Source organism: Methylobacterium sp., from assembly GCF_019750675.1.
Lineage (GTDB): Bacteria > Pseudomonadota > Alphaproteobacteria > Rhizobiales > Beijerinckiaceae > Methylobacterium.
On the sequence record NZ_JAIEOF010000052.1, the window covers coordinates 21,453 to 42,621 of the forward strand.

Annotated in this window: 24 protein-coding genes; 15 read left to right on the top strand and 9 right to left on the bottom strand. The window is 70.6% G+C overall.

Annotated features, from left to right (window positions below; translation table 11 throughout):
- Positions 1-301 precede the first annotated feature (301 nt).
- The 3 genes from K2X24_RS02525 (at position 302) to K2X24_RS02535 (ending at position 1,364) form a co-directional block, all read left to right on the top strand.
- Complete coding sequence (locus K2X24_RS02525) at positions 302-511, top strand: cold-shock protein (protein WP_238275572.1); 210 nt, start codon at positions 302-304, stop codon at positions 509-511.
- 141 nt (positions 512-652) lie between these two features.
- Entirely contained in the window at positions 653-1,015 is a 363-nt protein-coding gene (locus K2X24_RS02530) for a DUF6481 family protein (protein WP_292494319.1), read from the top strand.
- 154 nt (positions 1,016-1,169) lie between these two features.
- Positions 1,170-1,364, top strand: a complete 195-nt coding sequence (locus K2X24_RS02535) for a hypothetical protein (protein WP_238275503.1) — start codon at positions 1,170-1,172, stop codon at positions 1,362-1,364.
- An 89-nt stretch (positions 1,365-1,453) separates the two neighbouring features.
- Here the strand turns inward: K2X24_RS02535 and K2X24_RS02540 are convergent, their stop codons facing one another.
- A complete protein-coding gene (locus K2X24_RS02540; protein WP_292494322.1) occupies positions 1,454-2,374 on the bottom strand; it encodes a L,D-transpeptidase in 921 nt (306 codons plus the stop codon).
- A gap of 339 nt (positions 2,375-2,713) precedes the next feature.
- Here K2X24_RS02540 and K2X24_RS02545 point away from each other — a divergent pair, with 339 nt between their 5' ends.
- From K2X24_RS02545 to K2X24_RS02555, 3 genes are all read left to right on the top strand, one after another.
- Positions 2,714-2,962, top strand: coding sequence for a hypothetical protein (locus tag K2X24_RS02545; protein WP_292494324.1), 249 nt, complete (start codon positions 2,714-2,716; stop codon positions 2,960-2,962).
- A gap of 154 nt (positions 2,963-3,116) precedes the next feature.
- Positions 3,117-5,867 carry a PAS domain S-box protein gene (locus tag K2X24_RS02550; RefSeq protein WP_292494326.1) on the top strand — a complete coding sequence of 917 codons (2,751 nt, stop codon included), beginning with the start codon at positions 3,117-3,119 and terminating at the stop codon, positions 5,865-5,867.
- Between the two features lie 286 nt (positions 5,868-6,153).
- The gene (locus K2X24_RS02555; protein ID WP_292494328.1) at positions 6,154-7,410 is read left to right on the top strand and encodes a nitrate/nitrite transporter; all 1,257 of its coding nucleotides are present in this window, start codon (positions 6,154-6,156) and stop codon (positions 7,408-7,410) included.
- Between the two features lie 74 nt (positions 7,411-7,484).
- Here K2X24_RS02555 and K2X24_RS02560 read toward each other — a convergent pair whose 3' ends face one another.
- Both K2X24_RS02560 and K2X24_RS02565 read right to left on the bottom strand, forming a co-directional pair.
- A complete protein-coding gene (locus K2X24_RS02560) occupies positions 7,485-8,249 on the bottom strand; it encodes a ComF family protein (protein ID WP_292494331.1) in 765 nt (254 codons plus the stop codon).
- 49 nt (positions 8,250-8,298) lie between these two features.
- Entirely contained in the window at positions 8,299-8,520 is a 222-nt protein-coding gene (locus K2X24_RS02565; protein WP_292494333.1) for a hypothetical protein, read from the bottom strand.
- A gap of 140 nt (positions 8,521-8,660) precedes the next feature.
- On the opposite strand from K2X24_RS02565, the gene K2X24_RS02570 reads away from it, so the two are divergent.
- Together K2X24_RS02570 and K2X24_RS02575 are read left to right on the top strand one after the other, a co-directional pair.
- Positions 8,661-9,539, top strand: coding sequence for a methyltransferase domain-containing protein (locus tag K2X24_RS02570; RefSeq protein ID WP_292494335.1), 879 nt, complete (start codon positions 8,661-8,663; stop codon positions 9,537-9,539).
- A complete protein-coding gene (locus tag K2X24_RS02575; RefSeq protein WP_292494337.1) occupies positions 9,536-9,895 on the top strand; it encodes a DUF427 domain-containing protein in 360 nt (119 codons plus the stop codon). Before K2X24_RS02570 ends, K2X24_RS02575 begins: the two co-directional genes overlap by 4 nt.
- A 33-nt stretch (positions 9,896-9,928) precedes the next feature.
- Here K2X24_RS02575 and K2X24_RS02580 read toward each other — a convergent pair whose 3' ends face one another.
- The 4 genes from K2X24_RS02580 to argJ form a co-directional block, all read right to left on the bottom strand.
- The gene (locus K2X24_RS02580; RefSeq protein WP_292494338.1) at positions 9,929-11,497 is read right to left on the bottom strand and encodes a DUF6880 family protein; all 1,569 of its coding nucleotides are present in this window, start codon (positions 11,495-11,497) and stop codon (positions 9,929-9,931) included.
- Positions 11,498-11,596: 99 nt separating this feature from the next.
- A complete protein-coding gene (locus K2X24_RS02585; protein WP_292494340.1) occupies positions 11,597-12,013 on the bottom strand; it encodes a (deoxy)nucleoside triphosphate pyrophosphohydrolase in 417 nt (138 codons plus the stop codon).
- A complete protein-coding gene (locus tag K2X24_RS02590) occupies positions 12,010-12,711 on the bottom strand; it encodes an SIMPL domain-containing protein (RefSeq protein ID WP_292494376.1) in 702 nt (233 codons plus the stop codon). Before K2X24_RS02590 ends, K2X24_RS02585 begins: the two co-directional genes overlap by 4 nt.
- Positions 12,712-12,740: 29 nt before the next feature.
- Entirely contained in the window at positions 12,741-13,991 is a 1,251-nt protein-coding gene (argJ, locus tag K2X24_RS02595) for a bifunctional glutamate N-acetyltransferase/amino-acid acetyltransferase ArgJ (RefSeq protein ID WP_292494342.1), read from the bottom strand.
- A 319-nt stretch (positions 13,992-14,310) separates the two neighbouring features.
- On the opposite strand from argJ, the gene K2X24_RS02600 reads away from it, so the two are divergent.
- Positions 14,311-14,745 (top strand): histidine kinase, encoded by a 435-nt coding sequence (locus K2X24_RS02600; RefSeq protein WP_292494344.1) that lies wholly within the window; start codon positions 14,311-14,313, stop codon positions 14,743-14,745.
- A 160-nt stretch (positions 14,746-14,905) separates the two neighbouring features.
- On the opposite strand, the gene K2X24_RS02605 is transcribed toward K2X24_RS02600, so the two are convergent.
- Positions 14,906-15,415: a PRC-barrel domain-containing protein gene (locus K2X24_RS02605; protein WP_292494346.1), complete on the bottom strand. Its 510-nt coding sequence runs from the start codon at positions 15,413-15,415 to the stop codon at positions 14,906-14,908.
- A gap of 187 nt (positions 15,416-15,602) precedes the next feature.
- Here K2X24_RS02605 and K2X24_RS02610 point away from each other — a divergent pair, with 187 nt between their 5' ends.
- Positions 15,603-16,223: a glutathione peroxidase gene (locus K2X24_RS02610; protein WP_292494348.1), complete on the top strand. Its 621-nt coding sequence runs from the start codon at positions 15,603-15,605 to the stop codon at positions 16,221-16,223.
- A gap of 4 nt (positions 16,224-16,227) precedes the next feature.
- Here the strand turns inward: K2X24_RS02610 and K2X24_RS02615 are convergent, their stop codons facing one another.
- Entirely contained in the window at positions 16,228-16,479 is a 252-nt protein-coding gene (locus K2X24_RS02615) for a hypothetical protein (RefSeq protein ID WP_292494350.1), read from the bottom strand.
- A gap of 100 nt (positions 16,480-16,579) precedes the next feature.
- On the opposite strand from K2X24_RS02615, the gene K2X24_RS02620 reads away from it, so the two are divergent.
- The 5 genes from K2X24_RS02620 (at position 16,580) to ahcY (ending at position 21,119) form a co-directional block, all read left to right on the top strand.
- The gene (locus tag K2X24_RS02620; protein ID WP_238275472.1) at positions 16,580-16,807 is read left to right on the top strand and encodes a hypothetical protein; all 228 of its coding nucleotides are present in this window, start codon (positions 16,580-16,582) and stop codon (positions 16,805-16,807) included.
- A 69-nt stretch (positions 16,808-16,876) separates the two neighbouring features.
- Positions 16,877-17,116 (top strand): hypothetical protein, encoded by a 240-nt coding sequence (locus tag K2X24_RS02625; RefSeq protein WP_292494352.1) that lies wholly within the window; start codon positions 16,877-16,879, stop codon positions 17,114-17,116.
- Positions 17,117-17,320: 204 nt separating this feature from the next.
- Entirely contained in the window at positions 17,321-17,920 is a 600-nt protein-coding gene (locus K2X24_RS02630; protein WP_292494354.1) for a nitroreductase family protein, read from the top strand.
- A 10-nt stretch (positions 17,921-17,930) separates the two neighbouring features.
- Entirely contained in the window at positions 17,931-19,547 is a 1,617-nt protein-coding gene (locus K2X24_RS02635) for an AMP-binding protein (protein ID WP_292494355.1), read from the top strand.
- Positions 19,548-19,718: 171 nt separating this feature from the next.
- A complete protein-coding gene (gene ahcY / locus K2X24_RS02640) occupies positions 19,719-21,119 on the top strand; it encodes an adenosylhomocysteinase (protein ID WP_292494357.1) in 1,401 nt (466 codons plus the stop codon).
- Positions 21,120-21,169 lie beyond the last annotated feature (50 nt).

The window sequence follows — 21,169 nt, forward strand, 5'->3', positions numbered from 1 at the left end:
GGGCGTCACATTCGTTCCGGCAGGATGTCCGCGCGGTGGAAGGTTCGTCGCCCGAGGAGAACAGGCCATGTCCATCCGGAATGGTCCAGACGGATCACGCAAAATGCTGATTCAATAATCGGTTTGCCTAATCGGAGAAAAGCGCGTACACCCTCCCCATCAATCCAGCGAAAGTTCTTTTTCGGCGCGATTTCGATCAGAAATTGGGCTTGAAGTGTTTTTCCTCGGAGCGATGACGGAGACGGCCGCGCACGATCGCGTGGACCTCCGGGAAATAAGCCCGCAAGGGCGAAGGAATATGATGGCTGTCGGTACTGTTAAGTGGTTCAACGAGACAAAGGGTTTCGGTTTCATCCAGCCGGATAACGGCGGCAACGACGTGTTCGTGCACATCTCGGCCGTCGAGCGCGCCGGTCTGCGTGGCCTCGCCGAAGGGCAGAAGGTCTCCTACGAGATGGAAACCGACAAGCGCAGCGGCAAGCAGTCCGCCGGCAGCCTCCAGACCGTCTGATCCGGCAGGTCTCCGCGTTCGCGCGGCGTCCGGCTTTTTCAAGAGCCGCTTCCCGGAAGGGAGGCGGCTCACTTGTGTTCTCAGCCTCAATCTCCAGGGGAGCGCGACCGCCTCGCGGCCTCCCGCATCACAGGATCCTGTGTGAGCCAATTCAACCCGAACTCGATGACCGACCGCCTCAAGGCCGCCACAGAGGCTCGCGCCGCCGCGCTGGCACGTTTCCGCGACCGCCCGCCGGCGGATGATCCGGCCGTGGTCGCCCGCAAGGCGGAGCGTGCCCAGATCGCGCGGGAGCGGGAGATCCGCGTCGCCGCCCGCGAGCAGGCCCGGCTCGAAGCGGAAGCCCAGAGAGCAGCCGAGGCCGAGGCCGAGCGCGAGCGTTTCGCCGCCGAGGAGGCCCGCGCCGCCGAGGAGAAGATCGCCCAGGCCGCTGCCGCACGCCTGGAGCAGAAGGCCCAGCGCGATGCGCGCTATGCCGCCCGCAAGGCCAAGGCTCGCCGCTGATCAGGCTAGAGGCTCGGCCGCTCCGGCGGCCTCGTCTTCCTGCCTGCCCGCAATCGCATCCGGTGCGAGGCGGACATTCTCACAGGGCCGGATCGATCCGGCCTCCCGCCGAGGCGTGACCTGCGCCCGGCCTCCGATCACGGAGCCACGCACCATGTCCCACAAGTTCAAGCTCGGCCAGCGCGTGCGCCGTGCCCAGATCGGCTACGCCGCCAGCAAGGCCGACGTCTCCGACGTCTTCGAGATCGTCCGCCTCGTACCCGAGGACCAGACCGGCGAGCCGTTCTATCGGATCAAGTCCGGCTCCAGCGAGCGGGCCGTGCGCGAGGGCGAGATCACCGAGGTCTGAGGCACGCGACGAACGAAGGGGGCTCAACGGCCCTCAAGACATCTTTTCGCCGGCAGCGATCCTGATCGCTGCCGGCGATTTGCGTTTTGTCAGGTCAGCACGACCACGCGGCTGCCGATCTCGACGCGACCATAGAGGTCGATGACGTCCTGGTTGATCATCCGGATGCAGCCCGACGACACGCTCTTGCCGATCGAATCCGGCTCAAGGGTGCCGTGGATGCGGTAGAGCGTGTCCTTGTTGCCCTGCCAGAGATAGTGCGCCCGGGCGCCCAGCGGGTTGTGCGAGCCGCCGGGAACGCCGAGGCCGCTCTGCAGCTGCGAGACCGACTTCGCCAGCTTCGGCGTGCGGGCGATCATCTCCTTCGGGGGGTACCAGTCGGGCCACATCTGCTTCGAGTTGACCGTCGAGGCCCCCGACCAGGAGAAGCCCTGCTTGCCCACACCGACGCCGTAGCGCCGCGCCCGGCCGTTCGGCTGGACCAGGATGAGATGGTGCGCGCGCGGATCGACCACGATGGTGCCCGGGGGCTCCGAGCCCGTGTAGGCGATCTCCTGGCGCAGGAACGACGGGTTCGCCTTCCGCCAGTTGAAGGCATAGACCGGGAACGGCTCGTCGGTGATCGCCGCGTAGGCGCGGTTGTAGTCGATCGGCCCGTTGTCGACCGGCTTGGCGGGGGCCGCCTGCTGGGGCGAGGCCGGCGGGACTTGCCGGGGCGCGTAGAGGTCGGCATCCGGATCGTCCGCGACCGGCGCCCGGCCGCGCTGGCTCATGCGATCGGGATCGCGGTCGGCCCCGCGCTCGGAATAGGGCACGTACTGGCCGCCCCGCCGGCGATAGAGCCTGCCCGCCTCGTCGCGGTACAGGCGCTCGTCGTCGTAGGGCAGGTCGCCGTCGATGCCGTCGTTGAAGAGTCCACGGCCCTGGGCGAAGGCGGACCCGATCGGCGTGAGGAGCGCGAGGCTCGTCGTCGCCCCGGTGAGAAGCGTGCGGCGGGTCGTTTGAGGCATGGAGGGTCGCTCGAGCAGTCGTCGTGAATGTGGGTATCGTGGCTCCGGGCCTAGCAAGCCAATCACCGCGCGTCACGTCGGTTGACGACTGGGCAGCATTGCATGCGCACCAAAGATCCCGTGCGATGCATGAGGGGCACAACCTTGCCGGAGACTTTCCGTGCCGGAGACTTCCCGAGATCCCGTCCGGCTCCGGCAGCCCGGTTTTCACCATGACGCCGAAAACGTGCGGGACGGCACGCCGATCCGCTCAGCAAGCGATTGCAAAAATGCGGGCCGTACCGACATAGAAGCCGTGCCCGAACAGGGGCACCCACTCCCACACATGGAACGCGACCCGTGCCGGTCCCCCCGCGTCCCCGCTCCCGCTCGCGTCGTCCCCTGCTGGCGGCGCTGCTCCTGCTTGCCCTCGTGCCGGGCGAGGCCCTAGCGGGCCGCAGCCCGAGCGCGCGTCCCCCCGAACCTGTCGCGCCCGACACGGCCTGGACCTCCAGCGAGCCGGAGCCGGCCGCCTGCCAGCGCAGCCGCCGCAAGCTGTGGCAGCCGGGTGAGGGCTGGGTCGTGCGGAACGTCACGGTCTGCCGCTGAAGGGCGCCGATCTGAGCGCAGCCCCCGCAGGGTCGACGCCGTAGGGGCGGGTCCGCGTGCCGCCTGGCGTTAGGACAATCGCGGTCGAGCGCGTACAGGGAGCGAGGCTCTGCCTTCGGCCGCGAGGCCGACGCGCATGCGCCCGGAGGGGTGATTGAGTACGACCGGCGACGAGATCGATCCGCGGCGCGCGGTGCTGGCGCGCTACGACATTCTCGATACCGCTCCCGAGACCGCGTTCGAGGACGTCGTCCGCCTCGCCGCGATGCTCCTCGAGATGCCGGTGTCGCTCGTCTCCCTCGTGGATGCCGATCGCCAATGGTTCAAGGCGCGCATCGGCTTCCCGCGCTCCGAGACGACCTTGAGCGAATCGATCTGCGCGCACGCGATCCAGGGGGACGACCTCTTCGTCATCCGCGACACCACGCAGGATGCGCGCACGGCGGACAATCCCCTCGTGACGGGTGAGCCGCACGTCCGCTTCTACGCCGGCATGCCCCTGCGAACGCCGGAGGGCGAGGCGCTCGGGACGCTCTGCGTCCTCGATACCCGCCCGCGCGATCTCACCCCGGTGCAGGCCTTCACGCTGCGGACCCTGGCGCGGCAGGTGATGACGGAGCTCGACCTGCGCCGCGCCCTCAAGGAGCGGCAGGAATCCGACCGGCGCAACGCGGCGATCATCGAGAGCGCGATCGATTACGGCATCATCGCCATGGATCTCGCGGGCCTGATCACGAGCTGGAACGTCGGCGCCGAGCGCGTCCTGGGCTGGACCGAGGCCGAGATCCTCGGCCGTTCCGCCGACCTGTTCTTCATCGAGGCCGACCGGGCGAGCGGTATCCTCGAGCGCGAGATGAGCACGGCCCGCGCCATGGGCCGGGCCAACGACGAGCGCTGGCACCAGCGCAAGGATGGAACCCACTTCTGGGCCCAGGGCGAGATGATGCCCCTCCGGGACGGGAGCGAGGCCCATATCGGCTACCTCAAGATCCTGCGGGACCGTACGGTCCAGCACCGGGCCGAGGAGGCCCTGGAGAAGCAGACGGCGCTGCTCCAGACCGTCACGGATCACCTCAGCGAATCGGTCTTCCGCCTCACCCGGGACGACATCATCACCTTCGCCAACCCGGCGGCGGAGGCCATGCTGGGCTGGGGGGAGGGGGAACTGATCGGGCAGAACCTGCACGACGTCGCGCACCATCACCACGCCGACGGGCGCCCCTTCCCGAGTTCGGACTGCGAGGTCGTCCGGTCCTTGCGGACGGGCGAACCCTTGCGCGAGCGGGCGACCACGTTCTTCCGGCGGGACGGCACGCCCATCGACGTGATCACCACCAACGCCCCGATCATCGAGGCGGGCCTCGTGCAGGGCGCGGTCCTGACGGTGGCGGACGTCACCGAGCGCAAGGCGGCGAGCGCGCGCCTGCGCCGGAGCGAGGAGCGCCTCGGCCTCGCCCTCGGCGCGTCCGGCATGATCGGGACCTGGGACTGGGATTTGCGCGAGAACGTCGTCTACGCGGACGCCAACTTCGCCCGGATCTACACAGTCGATCCGGAGCGGGCGGCCCTCGGCGCGCCGCTGGCGGACTACACCCGCAACTTCCACCCCGACGACGTGGCGATGTTCCAGGCGGAGCTCGACCGCCTCTTCGCCGGAGCCGAGGAGTTCGCCTGCGAGTACCGGATCGTGCAGCCGGACGGCTCCCACCGCTGGGTGATCGCGCGCGGGCGCCTCGTGCGTGCGCCCGACGGCACGCCGCTGCGGTTCCCGGGCGCCTCCGTGGACATCACCGAGCGTAAGCGCTCGGAGGAGCGCCAGGCCGCCCTGGTGGAGCTCGGTGAGCGCCTGGGGGCATTGCACGATCCCACCGAGATGGCCTACGCGGCCGCCGAGATCGCGGGCCGCACCCTGGGGTTGACCCGGGCCGCTTACGGAACCCTCGACGCGACGGGCTGCCACCTCGACATCGCCCGCGACTGGACGCTGCCGGGCGTGACCAGCATCGCCGGCCGGCATCGCTACGCGGATTACGGCAGCTACCTGCCGGAGCTTCGGCAGGGGCGGGCGGTCATCGTCGACGACGTCGAGGCCGATCCGCGTACCGCCCCGCAGGCCCGCGGCTTTCGTGCCCTCGACGTGCGCACCGTGATCAACCTGCCGCTGCTGGAGCGCGGGCATCTCGTGGCGGTCCTCTGCCTGCACGATGCGAAGCGGCGCAACTGGACTCCCGACATCCTCGACTTCGTTCGCAACGTGGTCGACCGCACCCGCGCCGCCGTCGCCCGCCTGCGGGCGGAGGAGCAGCAGGAACTCCTCAACCGCGAACTCAGCCACCGGATGAAGAACTTGCTGGCGATGGTGCAGTCGATCGCCACCCAGACCATGCGTTCGGCCGTCGACGTCGACACCGCAAAGGAGGTGCTGGCCGGCCGCCTCATCGCGCTGGGCCAGGCGCACGACCTCCTGATGGGGGGCGCGCTGGGCAGCACCCTGATCGGCCCCGTGGTGCGCGGCGCCCTGAAGCTGCACGAGGACCGCAGCGGACGCTTCCACCTCGACGGTCCCGACCTCGAGATCGGCGCGAAGCCCGCCCTGTCCCTGGCGCTGATGCTGCACGAACTCGCCACCAACGCCGCCAAGTACGGGGCGCTCTCGCGCGAGGACGGCCACGTCGCCATCCGCTGGTCGGTCCGCCCGGACGCCGACGAGGCGCACCTCGTGTTCTCCTGGGCGGAGGTCGGCGGACCGCCGGTGATCAAGCCGGCGCGCAAGGGCTTCGGCTCCCGCTTCATCGAGCGCGGTCTCGCGGGCCAGGTCGGCGGTACCATCGCCCTGGCCTTCCCGCCGGACGGCGTCACCTGCACCATCGCCGCCCCGCTCGCCGCCTTCCAGTCCGACACCTGAAAGCCGCCGCAAGGCCCGGTTCACGCCCGATCCGAGCGATCGGGCCGCAGGCCTAACGAATGGGCAATGCCGCGTCGCGCGGCACGGGCCAGCATTCCGGATGGGCAGCGCGGGCATCGACGGCCCGAAACGTCGAGGGCGCTGCAACTGGCACGTTCGATGCTCATGGTGCTGCGTCGCCTCATGGCGGCGGGCGGAGCAACGGCGCTCCGCAGGCGGACGGCGTGAGTCCGGATCCCTTGGCAAGAGCGGCCGCCGCGCGGCCGCCAACCTCGAGACGCACTCCATGGCCAGTTTCAAGACCGTGATGAAATCCGGTCACCCTCCGACCCTGTTCGCCGCGTTCCTCTACTTCGATTTCTGCTTCGCGATCTGGGTGCTCAACGGCGCGATGGGCCCGTTCATCACCGAGACCTACAAGCTCACCCCGGCCCAGACCGGGTTCATGATCTCGCTGCCGATCCTGGCGGGCGCGATCATGCGCTTCCCCCTCGGGGTGCTCGCCCAGTATATCGGGCGCAAGAATGCCGCCATCACCGAGATGGCCATCATCATGCTCGCGATGGCCTACGGCTTCTTCTACGTGAACACCTACGACGAGGTGCTCGCCATGGGCGTGCTGCTCGGGATCGCCGGTGCGTCCTTCGGCGTCGCCCTCTCGCTCGGCTCGGGCTGGTTCCCCAAGGAGCACAAGGGTCTGGCGATGGGCATCGCCGGCGCCGGCAATTCCGGCACGGTGCTGGCCGTGCTCTTCGCCCCGCCGCTCGCCCAGGTTTACGGCTGGCAATCCGTCTACGGCTTTGCCGGCTGCGTAATGGCGATCCCCCTCATCGTCATGATCGTCTTCGCCAAGGAGCCGCCGGACGCGGAGCACCAATCCTTCAAGGAGCACGTCTCCTGCCTGTTCCAGAAGGACGGCTGGGCCTTCAACCTCATCTACATCATCACCTTCGGGGGCTTCATCGGCCTGTCCAACTTCCTGCCGACCTTCTTCTACGAGCAGTTCGGCGTGACGAAGGTGGAGGCCGGACGCCTCACCATGCTGGCCGCCCTGATGGGCTCCGGCATCCGCGTCGTCGGCGGCTACTTCGCCGACCGCATGGGTGGCATCCTGGTGCTGTCGGTGGTGCTGCTGGCCGCCGTGGGCTCATTCCTGCTCCTGACCGCGACGCCCTCCCTCGCGCTGACCACGGCCCTGTTCATGCTCTGCTTCGCGGCGCTGGGGGCCGGCAACGGCGCCCTGTTCCAGCTCGTCCCCCTGCGCTGGCCGGCCAACACCGCGGTCGCCGGCTCCATGATCGGCGAGGTCGGCGCCCTCGGCGGTGCCATCCTGCCGAACGTCATGGGCCTGTCGAAGCAGTATACCGGCTCGTTCGCCTACGGCTTCGTCGGCTACGCGGTCTTCGCGGCGGTGGTGCTGGGCTGCCTGCTGGTCTGGCAGCGCAAGTGGGTCGGCACCTGGGTCGGTCCGCGCGGCAAGGTGCTGACGCCGGCAGCCCCCGAATCGGGGCATGCGGCCCCCCTCGGCCCCGTGACCGCCTGAGGGCGGGCGGGATCTTCGAAAGCCGGCCGGTACGGACGGGGACCTTCGGGTCCCCGTTTCCGTTCGGGCGTGCGTCAGCCGACCTCGCCCGAGACCAGCGCGAAGGCGAGGACGTCGACGGACGCTGCGCCGGCGCGCAGGAGGACCCGCGACGCGGCGTTCGCGGTCGCCCCCGTGGTCATGACGTCGTCGATGAGCAGGATGCGGCGCCCCTGCAGCGCGGCCCGCGCGGCCTCCGGGACCCGGAACGCACCCTGGAGGTTCGTGGCGCGGGCGACGCGGCTCAAGCCGACTTGCGAGCGCGTCGCCTTCACGCGGGCGAGGTATCCGGGTTCGCTCGGCCGCTGCGCGATACGCCCGACGCGCTCGGCGAGGAGCGCCGCCTGGTTGAAACGCCGCCGCCACAGGCGGAAGCGGTGAAGCGGGACGGGCACGAGGCAATCGGCCTCGCTCAGGAGCTCCGATCCGGCACCCGCCATCATCCGCGCCAGCACGGGGGCGAGATCGAGGCGATCCTCGTATTTCAGGCGGTGGACGAGGTCGCGGGCGCCGCCCTCGTAGAGGGTGACCGCCCGGGCCCGATCGAAGACCGGTGGATCGGCGATGGCGCGCGGCGAGAGGAGCGGGCCGGTGTCGTGATCGACGGCGAAGGGAAGTCCGAGCCGCTGGCAATAGGGCCGCTCGATCATTCGCAGGCCCGACCAGCAGGTGGCGCAAAGGGCGTGCGGATCAGCGATGGCCCCGCCGCAGCCGGCGCAGGTGGGTGGATAGACTAGGGACACTGCGCCGCCCCAGAGGCGGCGCAGTCCGGCGAAGGCGATGCTGGACGCAGGGGCCATGCCGGCGACCCTACCCTCCGCATCGCGCGGAGGCGACCGGGTCTGCGCCTCAGCGCGCCGGCTGCGCCTGATTCTCCTGGCGATCGCGCTTGTTGGCCTGGTGGCGCCCGACCGCGCAGCCCGCCGCTGCGCCGAGCACCCCGTGCCCTGCCACGTGACCCGCGAGGCCGCCCACGACCGCGCCCTTGATGCAGCCCTTCGCTTCCGCGCCGGTGGTGGCGAGGGAGAGGCCTGCGACGGTGAGGGCCGCGCCGAACAGAATGGCTTTCATGGCTTTGATCTCCGGATTCGCTGTCGAATCGTAGGCCCTCAACAATCGGGGCCGGTTTCGCGTTCCGGGTGCTGGCGCCACACGTCCGGGCGCGCCATGTCATCCCGCATGTCTTCCCATCATTCCGCATGTCTTCCCAGATGACGCCGCCACCGCTGTTCGATACGGGCCTCGCCCGCAGCCGCCTCGCCCGCGCCCGCCGGGCCGGCTACGCCGATTTTCTGCTTCGGCGGGTGGTGGAGGATCTCGACGACCGGCTCGCCGCCGTATTGCGGACTTTTCCGACCGCCCTCGATCTGGCCACGCCGACGCCCCTGGCCGCCGATCACCTTCGTGCGAGCGGGCGGGCGGATCAGGTCCTGCGCCTCGCCCCGGTGCCCGAGCGCGGCACCGTCCTGGCCGATCCCGAAGCGTTGCCCCTGCGGGCTCAGAGCCTCGACCTGGCGGTCTCGCTCCTGGCCCTGCAGCACGTCAACGACCTGCCGGGAACCCTGGCGCAATTGCGCCGCGCGCTGCGTCCGGACGGGCTGTTCATCGGGTGCCTGCTGGGTGGACGCACCCTCACGGAGCTGCGGCAGGTCCTCGGGCAGGCCGAGAGCGAGTGCGAGGGCGGGATCAGCCCGCGCGTCGCACCCTTCGCCGAAGTGCGCGAGATGGGAAGCCTGCTCCAGCGCGCGGGCTTCGCCCTGCCGGTGACCGACGTGGAGACGGTGACCGTGCGCTACCCCGATCCGTTCGCCCTGATGCGCGACCTGCGCGCCATGGGCCTCACCAACGTCCTCACGGAGCGGCGGCGGACTCCCTTGCGGCGGGCGACCCTGATGCGCGCCGCCACCCTCTACGCCGAGCGCTTCGCCGATCCGGACGGGCGCCTGCGCGCCAGCTTCGAGATCCTGTGGCTCTCGGGCTGGGCCCCGCACGAGAGTCAGCAGAAGCCCTTGAAGCCCGGGACCGCGCAGGCGCGTCTCGCCGATGCGCTGGGCACCACCGAGCGGAAACCCGAAGGACCGAATTCATGAGACAGCCCGGACCGGACCACCCCATCCACATCGCGCCGTATCCGGGGCGTGTCCGCGTCAGCCTCGCGGGCACGCTGCTGGCCGAGACCGACGCCGCCCTGGTCCTCCGGGAGGCGGACTATCCGCCGGTGTTCTACATTCCCCGCGCGGATGCGCGCTGGGCGCACTTTACCCCGAGCACCCGGCGCAGCCACTGCCCCTACAAGGGCGACGCCGCCTACTTCAGCCTGACGACGCCGGACGCCGGCGCCACCGACGCGGTCTGGAGCTACGAGGCCCCCTATGCGGCCGTCGAGGCCATCGCGGGACACTTCGCCTTCTACCCGGACAAGATCGACCCGATCGCGGCGACCTGAGGCGTCGGGAGGAGTCCGGCGGACCGGACGCGATCAGGCCCGGACCTGGGACCAGAAGGCGGCCTTGCGGCCGTGCCGGCGGCGCAGGTCGTTGCGGTAGAGATCCGGGTCGGGGCTGATGGCGCCCGGCGCGATCGCGTCCGCGAGGTCGTCCAGGGCGGCGAGGTAACGGGCGGCGTGGCCGTAGGCCCCCGAGTAGGCGTGGTCCAGGATGTTGTCGACGAGGATGCGGTACAGTTCGGTGGCGGCCAGCGGCTCGCGATCTTCCAGGGCCTCGGCGGCGGGGGCCAGGACTTCGTAGCGCCAGCCGTCCCAGGTGCCGCGATACCGTTCCACGATCCGTGCCGCCCGGGCTGGGTCCGGCCAATGCGTGAAGAAGGCGAGGGCGCCGTACGGGTCGGGATGCGCTTCGGCGATCGCGAAGGCGCGCTGCAGGGCCTCGTCGTCCTCGAAGTCGGGCAGCTTGGCGAGGTAGGCGCGCAGCATGTCGCGGTCGAGGCTGTTCTCGAAGGTCCGCCAGCGCAGGTCCTGCGCGGCCTTGGAGTCGCCGAGGGCGTCGTGAATGCGGACCTCCAGGGCGATCTTCACCCGCTCCGGGACGGAGGTGTCGAACCGCCCCGTGAGCAACTGCTCCCGCGTGACGATGGTGGTGCCGCGCTTCTGCGGACGGCGGATCCATTGAAGCGCCTCCCGAGCCCGGCCGGCGGCGAGCAGGCGCTCCGCGATCTGGACGTGATCGGGCGGCTCCGGCGCGCGCCCGGTCTCGAGGGCGATGAAGGCATCGACGTCGCCGGTGCGGTCCGCGATGGACTGCCGGAGCCGCATGAGGCGGCTGCGCTCCGCCTCCGTCAGCCAGTCCCGCTCCTTCGTGCCGCTGGCGGGGGCCGGCGGCGTCGCCTGGGCGAGCGCGTCGTCGAGGGGGACGAGGGCGGCCTCGGGCAGGCGCGGGATGAGGCCGTGCATCAGACCCTCGATCAGCCCGTACCCGTCGGTCTCGAGCCGGGTCACGAGGCGCACGGCCATGGCGGTGGCATTCGCGTCGTCAAGATCGACGATGAGCGCGGCGGCGGCATCGGCCGCCCGCTCGTACACACCGTGGATGCGGCCGCTCGAATCCTCGGCCCGCCCCAGCACGTCGCCGGCCCCGCCGAGGAAGCGAACCAGCCTGTCCAGGGCGGCGTCGGGGGCGAGGGCGGCGAGTTCGCCCACCACCGTGGTGAGCATGGCGTCGAGGTCCAGGGCGAAGGCGCGCTGCTTCATCCAGTCGATGTAGCCGCTGGCGCGCTCGAGGGCGGTCAGGCGCCGGTCGATCAGGGCCGCGACGGCGTCCGGCCCCTGGAGGGCCGCGACCGCCGCCGTCACCACCTTCTTGAAGTTGGGATTGTGCGATGCCTCGGTGAGCACGAGGGAGATCAGGCGCTCGATCCCGAGCTTGGTCAGCGTCTCATGGCTCGGCGTGGTCTTTCGGGATGCGCGCTTCGGCTTGGCCGGCTTGGCTGCCGCGTCCGCCACGGCCGGCGCCTCGATGTCCGGCCCGTCGACGTCCGCGTCATCCCGTTCCTCGGCGGTGATTCCTGAGGTCACCGCTGCCTTGCGCCCCATGTTCCGCACTCCCCCGACACGGCCCGCCGGCCAGCGATGCACAAACGCCGCGCGAATCCAAGGGGACCGCGGGTGTAGGCGAACACGGTTGCAACCGGATCAGGGGCCGAGGAGATCGAGGAGGAACGGGATCAGTGGGGCATCGGCCGGCGGCATCGGCTGGTCCTTGAGGTCGCGCGGGCGCACCCATTTCAGCGCCTGGCCTTCCATGGAGCGCGGCAGGCCCTCCCAGCGCCGGCAGACGTAGAGCGGCATCAACAGGTGGAAGTCCGGATAGGTGTGGCTCGCGAAGGTGAGCGGCGCGAGGCAGTCCTGCTTCACCGCGATGCCGAGTTCCTCGGAGAGTTCCCGGATCAGGGTCTCTTCCGGCCGCTCGCCGGGATCGACCTTGCCGCCGGGGAACTCCCACAAGCCGGCGAGCTGCTTGCCCGGCGGGCGTTGGGCCAGGAGGACGCGCCCGTCGGTGTCCACCAGCGCGACGGCGACCACCAGGAGAATGCGAAGGGGCGCGCTCACGGGGCGATCGCGAAGGTCGCCGTGACGTCGGCGCCGGTCTCGATGGTTCCGGCCGCCAGGGGCACCGGCGCGCCACCGCGCTTGGCGCGCATCGGCGCGGGCGCCGCGAGGGCCATCGGCGGGGCGCTGGCCGAAGCCGGCGACTGGATCGACACCACCCGCCCGAGGGTGACGCCCGCCGCCTCGGCCAGCCGCTCGGCCTGTGCGCGCGCGTCCTTCATCGCCGCGCTGCGCATGGCGGCCTCGGCTGCCTCGGGATCGCGCAGGCCAAAGCCGACGCCGTCGATGCGATTCGCGCCGCCGTCGAGGGCCCGGCGCATCAGTTCGCCGAGGCGTGCCATGTCGGCGAGGCGCAGCCGCACCGTGTTGCCGGCCCGGTAGCCGTCCGGCTTCTCGGCGAAGGATCCGTCCGCCTGACGGATCGAGCGGGTGACCGGCTGGAGCGTGACGGCGGAGGTGCCGAGATCCGCCTCCGGCACCTTGAACTCCCCGGCCAGGGCCAGGATCGCCTTGGCGGCGGCGCTGGCGCCGTCGAGGGCCACGGCCGGGCTCGCACCCCTGGCCTCGACGCCGATCTCGACCGCGGCGAAGTCCGGCACCACCTCGGCGCGGGCGCGGCCGACGACATGGATCCGGCCCTCGCCCGATCCCGGCTTCTCCTCGGCGCGGGCGTCACCCACGGACCCGAGCAGCGCCAGCGCGATGAGAGGGGCTAACCTTACGCGCCTCACGAGCGGTAATCCCCGTTGATCTCGATGTAGAGCTTGGTCAGGTCGCAGGTCCAGACGCGCGCGGCGCCGTCGCCGAGGCCGAGATCGACCCGCACGGTCACGTCCGATTCCCGCATCACCGCGCTCGCCGCCGCCTCGCTGTAATCGGGATCGCGGGCGCCCTCGCGGGCCACGCGCACGTCGCCGAACCAGATTGCCAGGCGGTCGCGGTCGGCGGGCTCGCCGGCCTTGCCCACCGCCATCACCACCCGGCCCCAGTTCGCGTCCTCGCCCGCGATGGCGGTCTTCACCAGGGGCGAGTTGGCGATGGACATGGCGATGCGATGGGCCGAGGCGTCGCTGGTCGCGCCCGTGACCCGCACGGTGACGAACTTGCGCGCGCCCTCGCCGTCCTTGGCGACGAGCTGCGCGAGTTCGACGAGGAGCTCGTCCAGCGCGGCGCGGAAATCCGACAGGCGTGGGTCGTCGGCGGCCGAGACCGCGGCGTTGCCGGCCGCGCCCGTGGCGAACAGCATCAGCGTGTCGGAGGTGGAGGTGTCGCCGTCCACCGTCACGCAGTTGAAGCTCGTCGCCGTGCCGGCGGCGAGCAGCGCCTGCAGCACGTCCTGGGGCAGGGCGGCGTCGGTGAAGACGAAGCTCAGCATGGTCGCCATGTCCGGGGCGATCATGCCCGCGCCCTTGGCGATCCCGTTCAGCGTCACGGTCGTCCCGTCGATGGCGGTCCGGCGCGTCGCGAGCTTGGGGAAGGTGTCGGTTGTCATGATCGCCTGGGCGGCCGCGGCCCAGGCCGCGGCGCCGTCCTCGGTCCGCCCGGCGCAATCGGCCAGCACGCCCCGGAACTTGCTGGCGTCGAGGGGTTCGCCGATCACCCCCGTCGAGGCGATGAAGATGTCCTGCGGGCGGCACGCCGCGGCCTCGGCGGCGATCTCGGCCGTCAGCGCCACGGCCTCGCGCCCGCGAAGGCCCGTGAAGGCGTTGGCGTTGCCAGAATTGACCACGAGGGCGCGGGCACCCGCGCTGCCGAGGGCCTCGCGGCACCAGTCCACCGGGGCGGAGGGGCATTTCGAGCGGGTGAACACGCCCGCCGCCTGCGTGCCCTCGGCCAGCGCCACGTAGAGCACGTCGGTGCGGCCCGAATAACGGATGCCGGCCTGCGCTGTGGCGAGGCCGACGCCGCGAATCGGGGGCAGGTCGGGCTGGCTTTGCGGGGCGAGCGGCGAAACCGGCGGGCTCTTGGCGGATGACATGGGCTTCACGACTCCGGCTGTCCGCCGCTGCGTGGCATGCGCGGCGAGGGCGGTGTTGCCCCGCGCGGCGCCCTTGCGTCAACCGGGGCGCCCGTCATGTGGCTGTCACATCACGGCAATGTCCCCGAGACCGCTTCCGGTGCCGGGATCGCGCGGCCGGATCGCGCGTCGCCTTGGCACCATCATTGCCCGAGGCCCGTGCACGCGCTTGCATGCGGGGGCTTGTCTGTGTCGGCGGACGTGACATAGCATGCTGCGACGCACAGTCGACGAAAGGTCTTCGGCACGGATGTTCGGGCGCGAGAGGGATGTCTCGACGATGGAACTACCGACCTCGCCTTGTGGCGCTTACGGCGTCCAGGTTCTCATCGCCGGGCGCCAGAAGCATTGGCGCGATGAAGTCTCGTCACAGATCCGCCGGGCCGGCTTCGCCGCCACCACGGTCGATTGCGGCGTCGATGCCATGACGGTGCTGGCCCTCGGCCTGCCGGTGGACGTCCTCGTCACGGATGTGAGCCTTCAGGGCAAGCTGTGTTGCCTGAAGCTGGCCCAGGAAGCCCGCGCCCTGCGGCCGGACCTGCGCATCGTCTTCGCGAGCGACCTCGGTCTCCAGCCGGACGAGGACGCGTCCGACCCGATCGACACCCTGTTCGAAGGCGATCTGCCCCAGCACGCGCGCGCCGGCCTCCTCGCCGTGCGGCGCATCGATCATGTCGCCTCCACGGTGTGGGACGCCCTGCGCAGCGCGAGCTGATCGCTCCCCCGGACACGACGCCGATCCGTGACCCCGGCGGGGTCGATCTTCGCTGCCGCGGGCGGCGCTTCGCGCAATGGACGCCGACATCCGGGAGACCGGATTGCCGGCCGCCCGTCGGTTCCGCCGTCGCGAGGCGCCCCTATCCCGAGCGAAGCCGCTACTGCGCCTTGGGTGCGTCGGCCGGCTTCGGGTCCGCCGGCTTGGCGTCCGCGTTCGACTTCGCCTTGCCGAGATAGACGTATTCCGGCGCGGCGCGGAGCTGGTCCTTGTTGGTGTCGATCGTCGCCTTGAGGGTGTTGTCGTCGACGCGCGCCAGCTTGAGGGCGCTCGGGTCGATGGCGACGTACTTGGTGCCGATTCCGAGAAAGCCGCCGACGCCGACCACCCAGGACTTCACCGTCATCTTCTCGTCGAGCACCACGTCGGCGATCTCGCCGATGGTCTCGCTGGCCCGGTTCTGGATGGTGAGGCCCACCAGCTTCGAGGTGACCATGTCGCTCTTGTTCTGCGCCACGAAGGTGGGACGCAGGTCGTTGGCGAGGGTGGCCGGCGCGGCCGGGACCGGGGCGGAGGCGTTGGAGCCCGGGGCCGGCGTCTCCGGTGCCTGGGCGAGGGCGAGGGTGGCGCTCGCGACGAGAAGGGTCGTTCCGAGCAACAGGCTGCGCATGGGCGAAGTCTTTCCGAAGGTCGGACCCGAAATAAGCGCCGGGTCCAAGATGGCACACGCTCAAGCTCAGGCCTTCCCGAAAGGTTCCCGCCAAATCGCCGGCCCCGATGGACGAACGACGCGGGGACGTTAAGTTCCCCCGGACAGGACGGTGGAGCGTTTCCCCGCGCCTGACGGGAGCCGCGCCATGTCGAAGATCCTGATTTCGGAGGTCACGCCGTCCGCCAGCCTGTCGCGGCGACCGGCGCATCCCATCGGCCGGCGCCACGCCCTCGCGCTGCTCGGCGGGGCCGTCGCCTGGGGCATTCCCGGGGCGCGCGCGGGCGAGATACGCGCCGGGGCCTTCGCCTTCGAGCGACCCGAGGGCGGTACCCTGCCGCTGGACGCCTATGCGGGCCGCCCCATCCTCGTCGTGAACACCGCCACGGCCTGCGGCTATGCCGGGCAGTTCTCCGGACTCCAGGGCCTCTGGACCCGCTTCGGTGACCGGGGCCTCACCGTCATCGCGGTCCCGTCGCCCGATTTCGGCAACCAGGAGCCCCTCGACGGGGTCGCCATCGCGGAGGCCGCGCGCAAGAATCACGGCGTCACCTTCCCGGTCACGGCCAAGACCCACGTGCGCGGGCCGGCGGCCCATCCGTTCTACCGCTGGGCCGCCGCCGAGAAGCCCGGCAGCACGCCGAACTGGAACTTCCACAAGTACCTCGTGGACCGGGACGGCAGCCTGCTCGGGGCCTATCCCTCCTCCGTCGAGCCCAACGATCCGCGCATCGTCACCGCCATCGCCAACGCGCTCCCCGCCGGCTGAGACCTCAGCGGGGAATGTCGCGCGGCGGCCTCGGCGCCTCGGCCGGCGCGTTCCGCCGGACGCGGCGGGGACGCTCGGCCGAACCGCGCACCGGCGGCGAGGCGTAGTTCGACGCGAACGGATTGGCGGGCGTGCGCTCGGCGCTGCCGAACAGGCTGAACTCCGCGCGAGCCGGGCCTGGGGCCAAGAAAGTCACGGCGAAGAGGCCGAGGACGAAGGGGTTCGGAACGGGACGGGTGGGGCGGATCGGTGGCATGCGGTTCCTGCGCGGGGATCGACCGGACGGGGCTTTCGCTGCGATACCCCAAAGCCCCACATCCGGCGAGGCGCCGCAGCGAGCGCCCGGGAGACGGATCATGGAACCCCATCGCTTCGAGCAGGCGGGCGCCGCCTACGAGGTGGCTTTCGAGCGTGCGCCGGAGGGCTGGCTCGCCCGGATTCGCCAGGAGGGCAGCCCGACGGTGCACGTGGTCGGCTTTCCCGACGGGCCGGGCTACGATCCCGGGGACGTGCGCGGATCGCTGGTCGCGGGTTGCGAGGCGGCCGTCGCCAACCTCGCCTGGGCCCCGCCGACGCGGCATTGAGCGGGAACCTCCCGAACCGCGCCGGGTTCGCCCTCCCACAGGTTCACGCTCTGAGTGAAGGACGCCACCATGACCGAGGTCACCTATCGCATCGTCGAGCACGACGGCGGCTACGCCTACAAGGTCGGCGACGTCTTCTCCGAGACGTTCCCGAGCCACGACGATGCCCTCCAGGCGGCGCAGGCGGCGGCCGCCGAGCAGCAGGTTCCGGGCTCCACCGAGCCGATCCGCTACCAGGACGGCAAGGGCGCGTGGCACGACGAGACGGCCCAGGGCAACGATCGCCCGACCGCCAAGGTCGTCGATTGAGCGTCCGCCGGGCGGTTCGCCGCCCGGAGCGCTGTCCATCGGGCGGAACGGCCTGGGTCGAATGGCCGATTGCCTCGCCGGCACAACCTCGTGCATGGCAGGGCGATCGCGTGGCATACCCTGAGAGGGGTACGGCTTTCGCAGGCGGATGACGGGCCGGGGAAACGGTGCCGCGTCCCGCGAACCTCGCCCAGGAGCCCTTTCTTGACCACCCAGAACCCTCGCCGGCCCGACCACGCCATCGACCCGCTCTTCATCGAGCGCTGGTCCCCCCGCGCCTTCACGGGCGAGGCGGTTCCGGAATCGGAACTGCTGCGCATGTTCGAGGCCGCGCGCTGGGCGCCGTCCTCGTACAATTCCCAGCCCTGGCGTTTCGTCTACGCCGTGCGCGATACGCCCGACTGGCTGCCGTTCCTCGACCTGCTGGTGCCGGGGAACCGCAAATGGGCGGAGGGCGCCGGTGCCCTGGTCATCCTCGTCTCCAGCAAGCTGATGAAGACCGGCGACGGCCTGAAGCCCTCGGCGAGCCACTCCCTCGATACCGGGGCCGCCTCGGCCAACTTCCAGCTCCAGGCGATCCGCCAGGGCTGGCATGTGCACGGCATGGGCGGCTTCGACAAGGAACGCGCCGTCACGCTGCTCAACGTGCCGGCGGACCATCAGGTCGAGGCCGCCTACGCGGTCGGGCGCGCGGCGGACCCCGCCGACCTCACCGAGGAGCAGCGCGCCAAGGAAGTGCCGAACGGACGCCGGCCGATCAGGGACTTCGCGTTCGCGGGCGCCTTCAAGGCCCGAGAGGCCTGAGTCCGCCGCCGTGCTGAAGCCTGCCGCCGACTATGCCGGGCTCGTCTCCGGTTTCACCTGGGACATCCCCGAGCGCTACAACATCGGCGTCGATGTCTGCGACCGCTGGGCTGCGCGCGCGCCCGACCGCGTCGCGATCCAGGAGGTGGTGGGCGCGACGGTCACGGAGACGACGTTCGGACAGTTGCGCGCGCGCTCCGACCGCTTCGCGGCGGGCCTGCGGGCGCACGGCATCGGCCCCGGCGACCGGATCGGCGTGCTGCTCCCGCAATCGGCCGCCGTGGTGGTCGCCCATGGCGCCGCCTACAAGCTCGGGGCGATCGCCCTGCCGCTCGCCGGCCTGTTCGGGCCGGATGCCCTGCGCTACCGGCTGAGGGATGCCGGCGCGCGGGTGATCGTCACCGACGCGGCGGGGTTCGAGAAGCTCGAAGCCATCCGGGCCGACCTGCCCGACCTCGACCTCGTCATCCGCATGGACGGCGCCGGCGCAGGGGCGGTCGATGCCGAGGCCCTGATGGCCGAGGCCCCGGAGGGCTTCACCGCCGTCGACACCCGGGCCGACGATCCGGCCCTGATGATCTACACCTCCGGCACCACGGGGCCGGCCAAGGGCGCGCTGCACGCCCACCGGGTGCTGCTCGGGCACTTGCCCGGCTTCCTCATGATGCACGACTTCCCGCCCCGGCCCGGCGACCGGATGTGGACGCCCTCGGACTGGGCCTGGGCCGGCGGACTCCTCAACGCGACCCTGCCGAGCCTGCATCTCGGCGTGCCGGTGGTGGCCTGCCCTGGTTTCCGGTTCGAGCCCGAGGCGGCGTTCCGGCTCATCGCCGAGCGGGCGATCACCACCGCGTTCCTGCCGCCCACGGCCCTCCGGATGCTGCGCGGCGTCTCCGACCCGCGCGGACGCTTCGATCTGGCGGGCCTGCGCAACATCGCCTCCGCCGGCGAGGCTCTCGGCCCCGAGACCTTCGACTGGGCGCGCCGCGAACTCGGGCTGACCATCGGCGAGGCCTACGGCCAGACCGAGTGCAACCTCGTGCTGGCCGCCTGCACGGCGGCCGGGGTGGCGCGGGCCGGCTCGACGGGGCGCCCGGTGCCCGGGCACCGCGTCGCGATCCTGCGCGCCGACGGCATCGAGGCCGGCATCGACGAGCCCGGCGAGATCGCCGTCGCGCGGCCCGACCCGGTGATGTTCCTGCGCTACTGGAACCAACCGGAGGCGACGGAGAAGAAGTTCTCCGGCGACTGGATGCTCACCGGCGACACCGCCCGGCGCGACGCGGACGGCTACGTCCACTTCGTCGGGCGCGAGGACGACCTCATCACCTCGGCGGCCTACCGGATCGGCCCCACCGAGATCGAGGATTGCCTCGGTTCGCATCCGGCGGTGGCGCTGGCCGCCGCCGTGGGAAAGCCGGACCCCTTGCGCACCGAGATCGTTAAGGCCTTCCTCGTCCTGCGCGATGGCTACGTCGCCTCGGACGCACTCGCCGCCGAGATCCAGGCCTTCGTGCGCACGCGCCTCTCCGCGCACGAGTACCCGCGCGAGATCGCCTTCCGCGATCACCTGCCGATGACGACCACCGGCAAGATCATCCGGCGGCAATTGCGCGACGAAACGTGAGGCCGATCGCCGGGACGGGCGCTGCATGCCCCGGGGAGCGGTGCCGGTCCGGCTCGACCGACGCAGGCTGGAATCCGTCGCATAAAGACATCTTTATATCTTGATTGCTTCCTGGGGGCGGCCCTGCTATAGCCCTCGCCGACACGCAACGAGACACGGAGCGAACACGCAATGGCCCAGGATTACATCGTCAAGGACATCGGTCTGGCCGATTACGGCCGCAAGGAGATCTCGATCGCCGAGACCGAGATGCCGGGCCTGATGGCCACCCGCGAGGAGTTCGGTCCGTCGCAGCCCCTGAAGGGCGCGAAGATCGCCGGCTCGCTGCACATGACGATCCAGACGGCCGTGCTGATCGAGACCCTGAAGGCGCTGGGCGCCGACATCCGCTGGGTCTCCTGCAACATCTACTCGACGCAGGACCACGCCGCCGCCGCCATCGCGGCCGCCGGCATCCCGGTCTTCGCCATCAAGGGCGAGACCCTCGAGGAGTACTGGGACTACACCTCGAAGCTGTTCGACTGGCATGACGGCGGTATGCCGAACATGATCCTCGACGACGGCGGCGATGCCACCATGTTCGTGCACCTGGGTCTCCGCGCCGAGAACGGCGACACCGCCTTCCTCGACAAGCCGGAATCCGAGGAGGAGGAGATCTTCTTCGCGCTCCTGAAGAAGAAGCTCGCCGAGAAGCCGAAGGGCTGGTTCGCGGGTCTCGCCGATTCGATCAAGGGCGTCTCGGAAGAGACCACCACGGGCGTGCACCGCCTCTACAACCTCGCCAAGGAGGGCAAGCTGCTCTTCCCGGCGATCAACGTGAACGACGCCGTCACCAAGTCGAAGTTCGACAACCTCTACGGCTGCCGCGAGTCGCTGGTCGACGGCATCCGCCGCGGCACCGACGTGATGATGGCCGGCAAGGTCGCCATGGTCGCGGGCTTCGGCGACGTCGGCAAGGGCTCGGCCTCTTCGCTGCGCCACGCCGGCTGCCGCGTGCTGGTCTCCGAGGTCGATCCGATCTGCGCGCTCCAGGCCGCCATGGAAGGCTACGAGGTCGTGACGATGGAGGACGCGGCACCGCGTGCCGACATCTTCGTCACCGCCACGGGCAACAAGGACATCATCACCATCGAGCACATGCGGGCGATGAAGGACCGCGCCATCGTGTGCAACATCGGCCACTTCGACAACGAGATCCAGGTCGCCGGCCTGAAGAACCTCACCTGGTCGAACATCAAGCCGCAGGTGGACGAGATCACCTTCCCCGACGGCCACCGCATCATCCTCCTGTCGGAGGGTCGCCTGGTGAACCTCGGCAACGCCACCGGCCACCCGTCCTTCGTGATGTCGGCCTCGTTCACTAACCAGACCCTGGCCCAGATCGAGCTCTGGACCAACCCGGGCAAGTACGAGAAGCAGGTCTACACCCTGCCGAAGGCCCTCGACGAGAAGGTGGCGCTCCTCCACCTCGAGAAGATCGGCGTCAAGCTCTCGAAGCTCCGTCCCGATCAGGCCGCCTATATCGGCGTCTCCGAGAACGGCCCGTTCAAGCCCGACCACTACCGCTACTGAGGCCGGCCGACGCCCCTCCCGGGGCGTCGCACGACCGCCATCGACGATCG

Bases quoted from the DNA above. Each gene is read 5' to 3' on its own strand.
- K2X24_RS02580 (WP_292494338.1), bottom strand. From the start codon at position 11,497: ATGGGGCGCAAGGCAGCGGTGACCTCAGGAATCACCGCCGAGGAACGG.
- K2X24_RS02615 (WP_292494350.1), bottom strand. From the start codon at position 16,479: ATGCCACCGATCCGCCCCACCCGTCCCGTTCCGAACCCCTTCGTCCTC.
- K2X24_RS02600 (WP_292494344.1), top strand. From the start codon at position 14,311: ATGGAACTACCGACCTCGCCTTGTGGCGCTTACGGCGTCCAGGTTCTC.
- K2X24_RS02605 (WP_292494346.1), bottom strand. From the start codon at position 15,415: ATGCGCAGCCTGTTGCTCGGAACGACCCTTCTCGTCGCGAGCGCCACC.
- K2X24_RS02625 (WP_292494352.1), top strand. From the start codon at position 16,877: ATGACCGAGGTCACCTATCGCATCGTCGAGCACGACGGCGGCTACGCC.
- K2X24_RS02610 (WP_292494348.1), top strand. From the start codon at position 15,603: ATGTCGAAGATCCTGATTTCGGAGGTCACGCCGTCCGCCAGCCTGTCG.
- K2X24_RS02525 (WP_238275572.1), top strand. From the start codon at position 302: ATGGCTGTCGGTACTGTTAAGTGGTTCAACGAGACAAAGGGTTTCGGT.
- argJ (WP_292494342.1), bottom strand. From the start codon at position 13,991: ATGTCATCCGCCAAGAGCCCGCCGGTTTCGCCGCTCGCCCCGCAAAGC.
- K2X24_RS02560 (WP_292494331.1), bottom strand. From the start codon at position 8,249: ATGGCCCCTGCGTCCAGCATCGCCTTCGCCGGACTGCGCCGCCTCTGG.
- K2X24_RS02565 (WP_292494333.1), bottom strand. From the start codon at position 8,520: ATGAAAGCCATTCTGTTCGGCGCGGCCCTCACCGTCGCAGGCCTCTCC.
- K2X24_RS02555 (WP_292494328.1), top strand. From the start codon at position 6,154: ATGGCCAGTTTCAAGACCGTGATGAAATCCGGTCACCCTCCGACCCTG.
- K2X24_RS02620 (WP_238275472.1), top strand. From the start codon at position 16,580: ATGGAACCCCATCGCTTCGAGCAGGCGGGCGCCGCCTACGAGGTGGCT.
- ahcY (WP_292494357.1), top strand. From the start codon at position 19,719: ATGGCCCAGGATTACATCGTCAAGGACATCGGTCTGGCCGATTACGGC.
- K2X24_RS02575 (WP_292494337.1), top strand. From the start codon at position 9,536: ATGAGACAGCCCGGACCGGACCACCCCATCCACATCGCGCCGTATCCG.
- K2X24_RS02535 (WP_238275503.1), top strand. From the start codon at position 1,170: ATGTCCCACAAGTTCAAGCTCGGCCAGCGCGTGCGCCGTGCCCAGATC.
- K2X24_RS02540 (WP_292494322.1), bottom strand. From the start codon at position 2,374: ATGCCTCAAACGACCCGCCGCACGCTTCTCACCGGGGCGACGACGAGC.
- K2X24_RS02570 (WP_292494335.1), top strand. From the start codon at position 8,661: ATGACGCCGCCACCGCTGTTCGATACGGGCCTCGCCCGCAGCCGCCTC.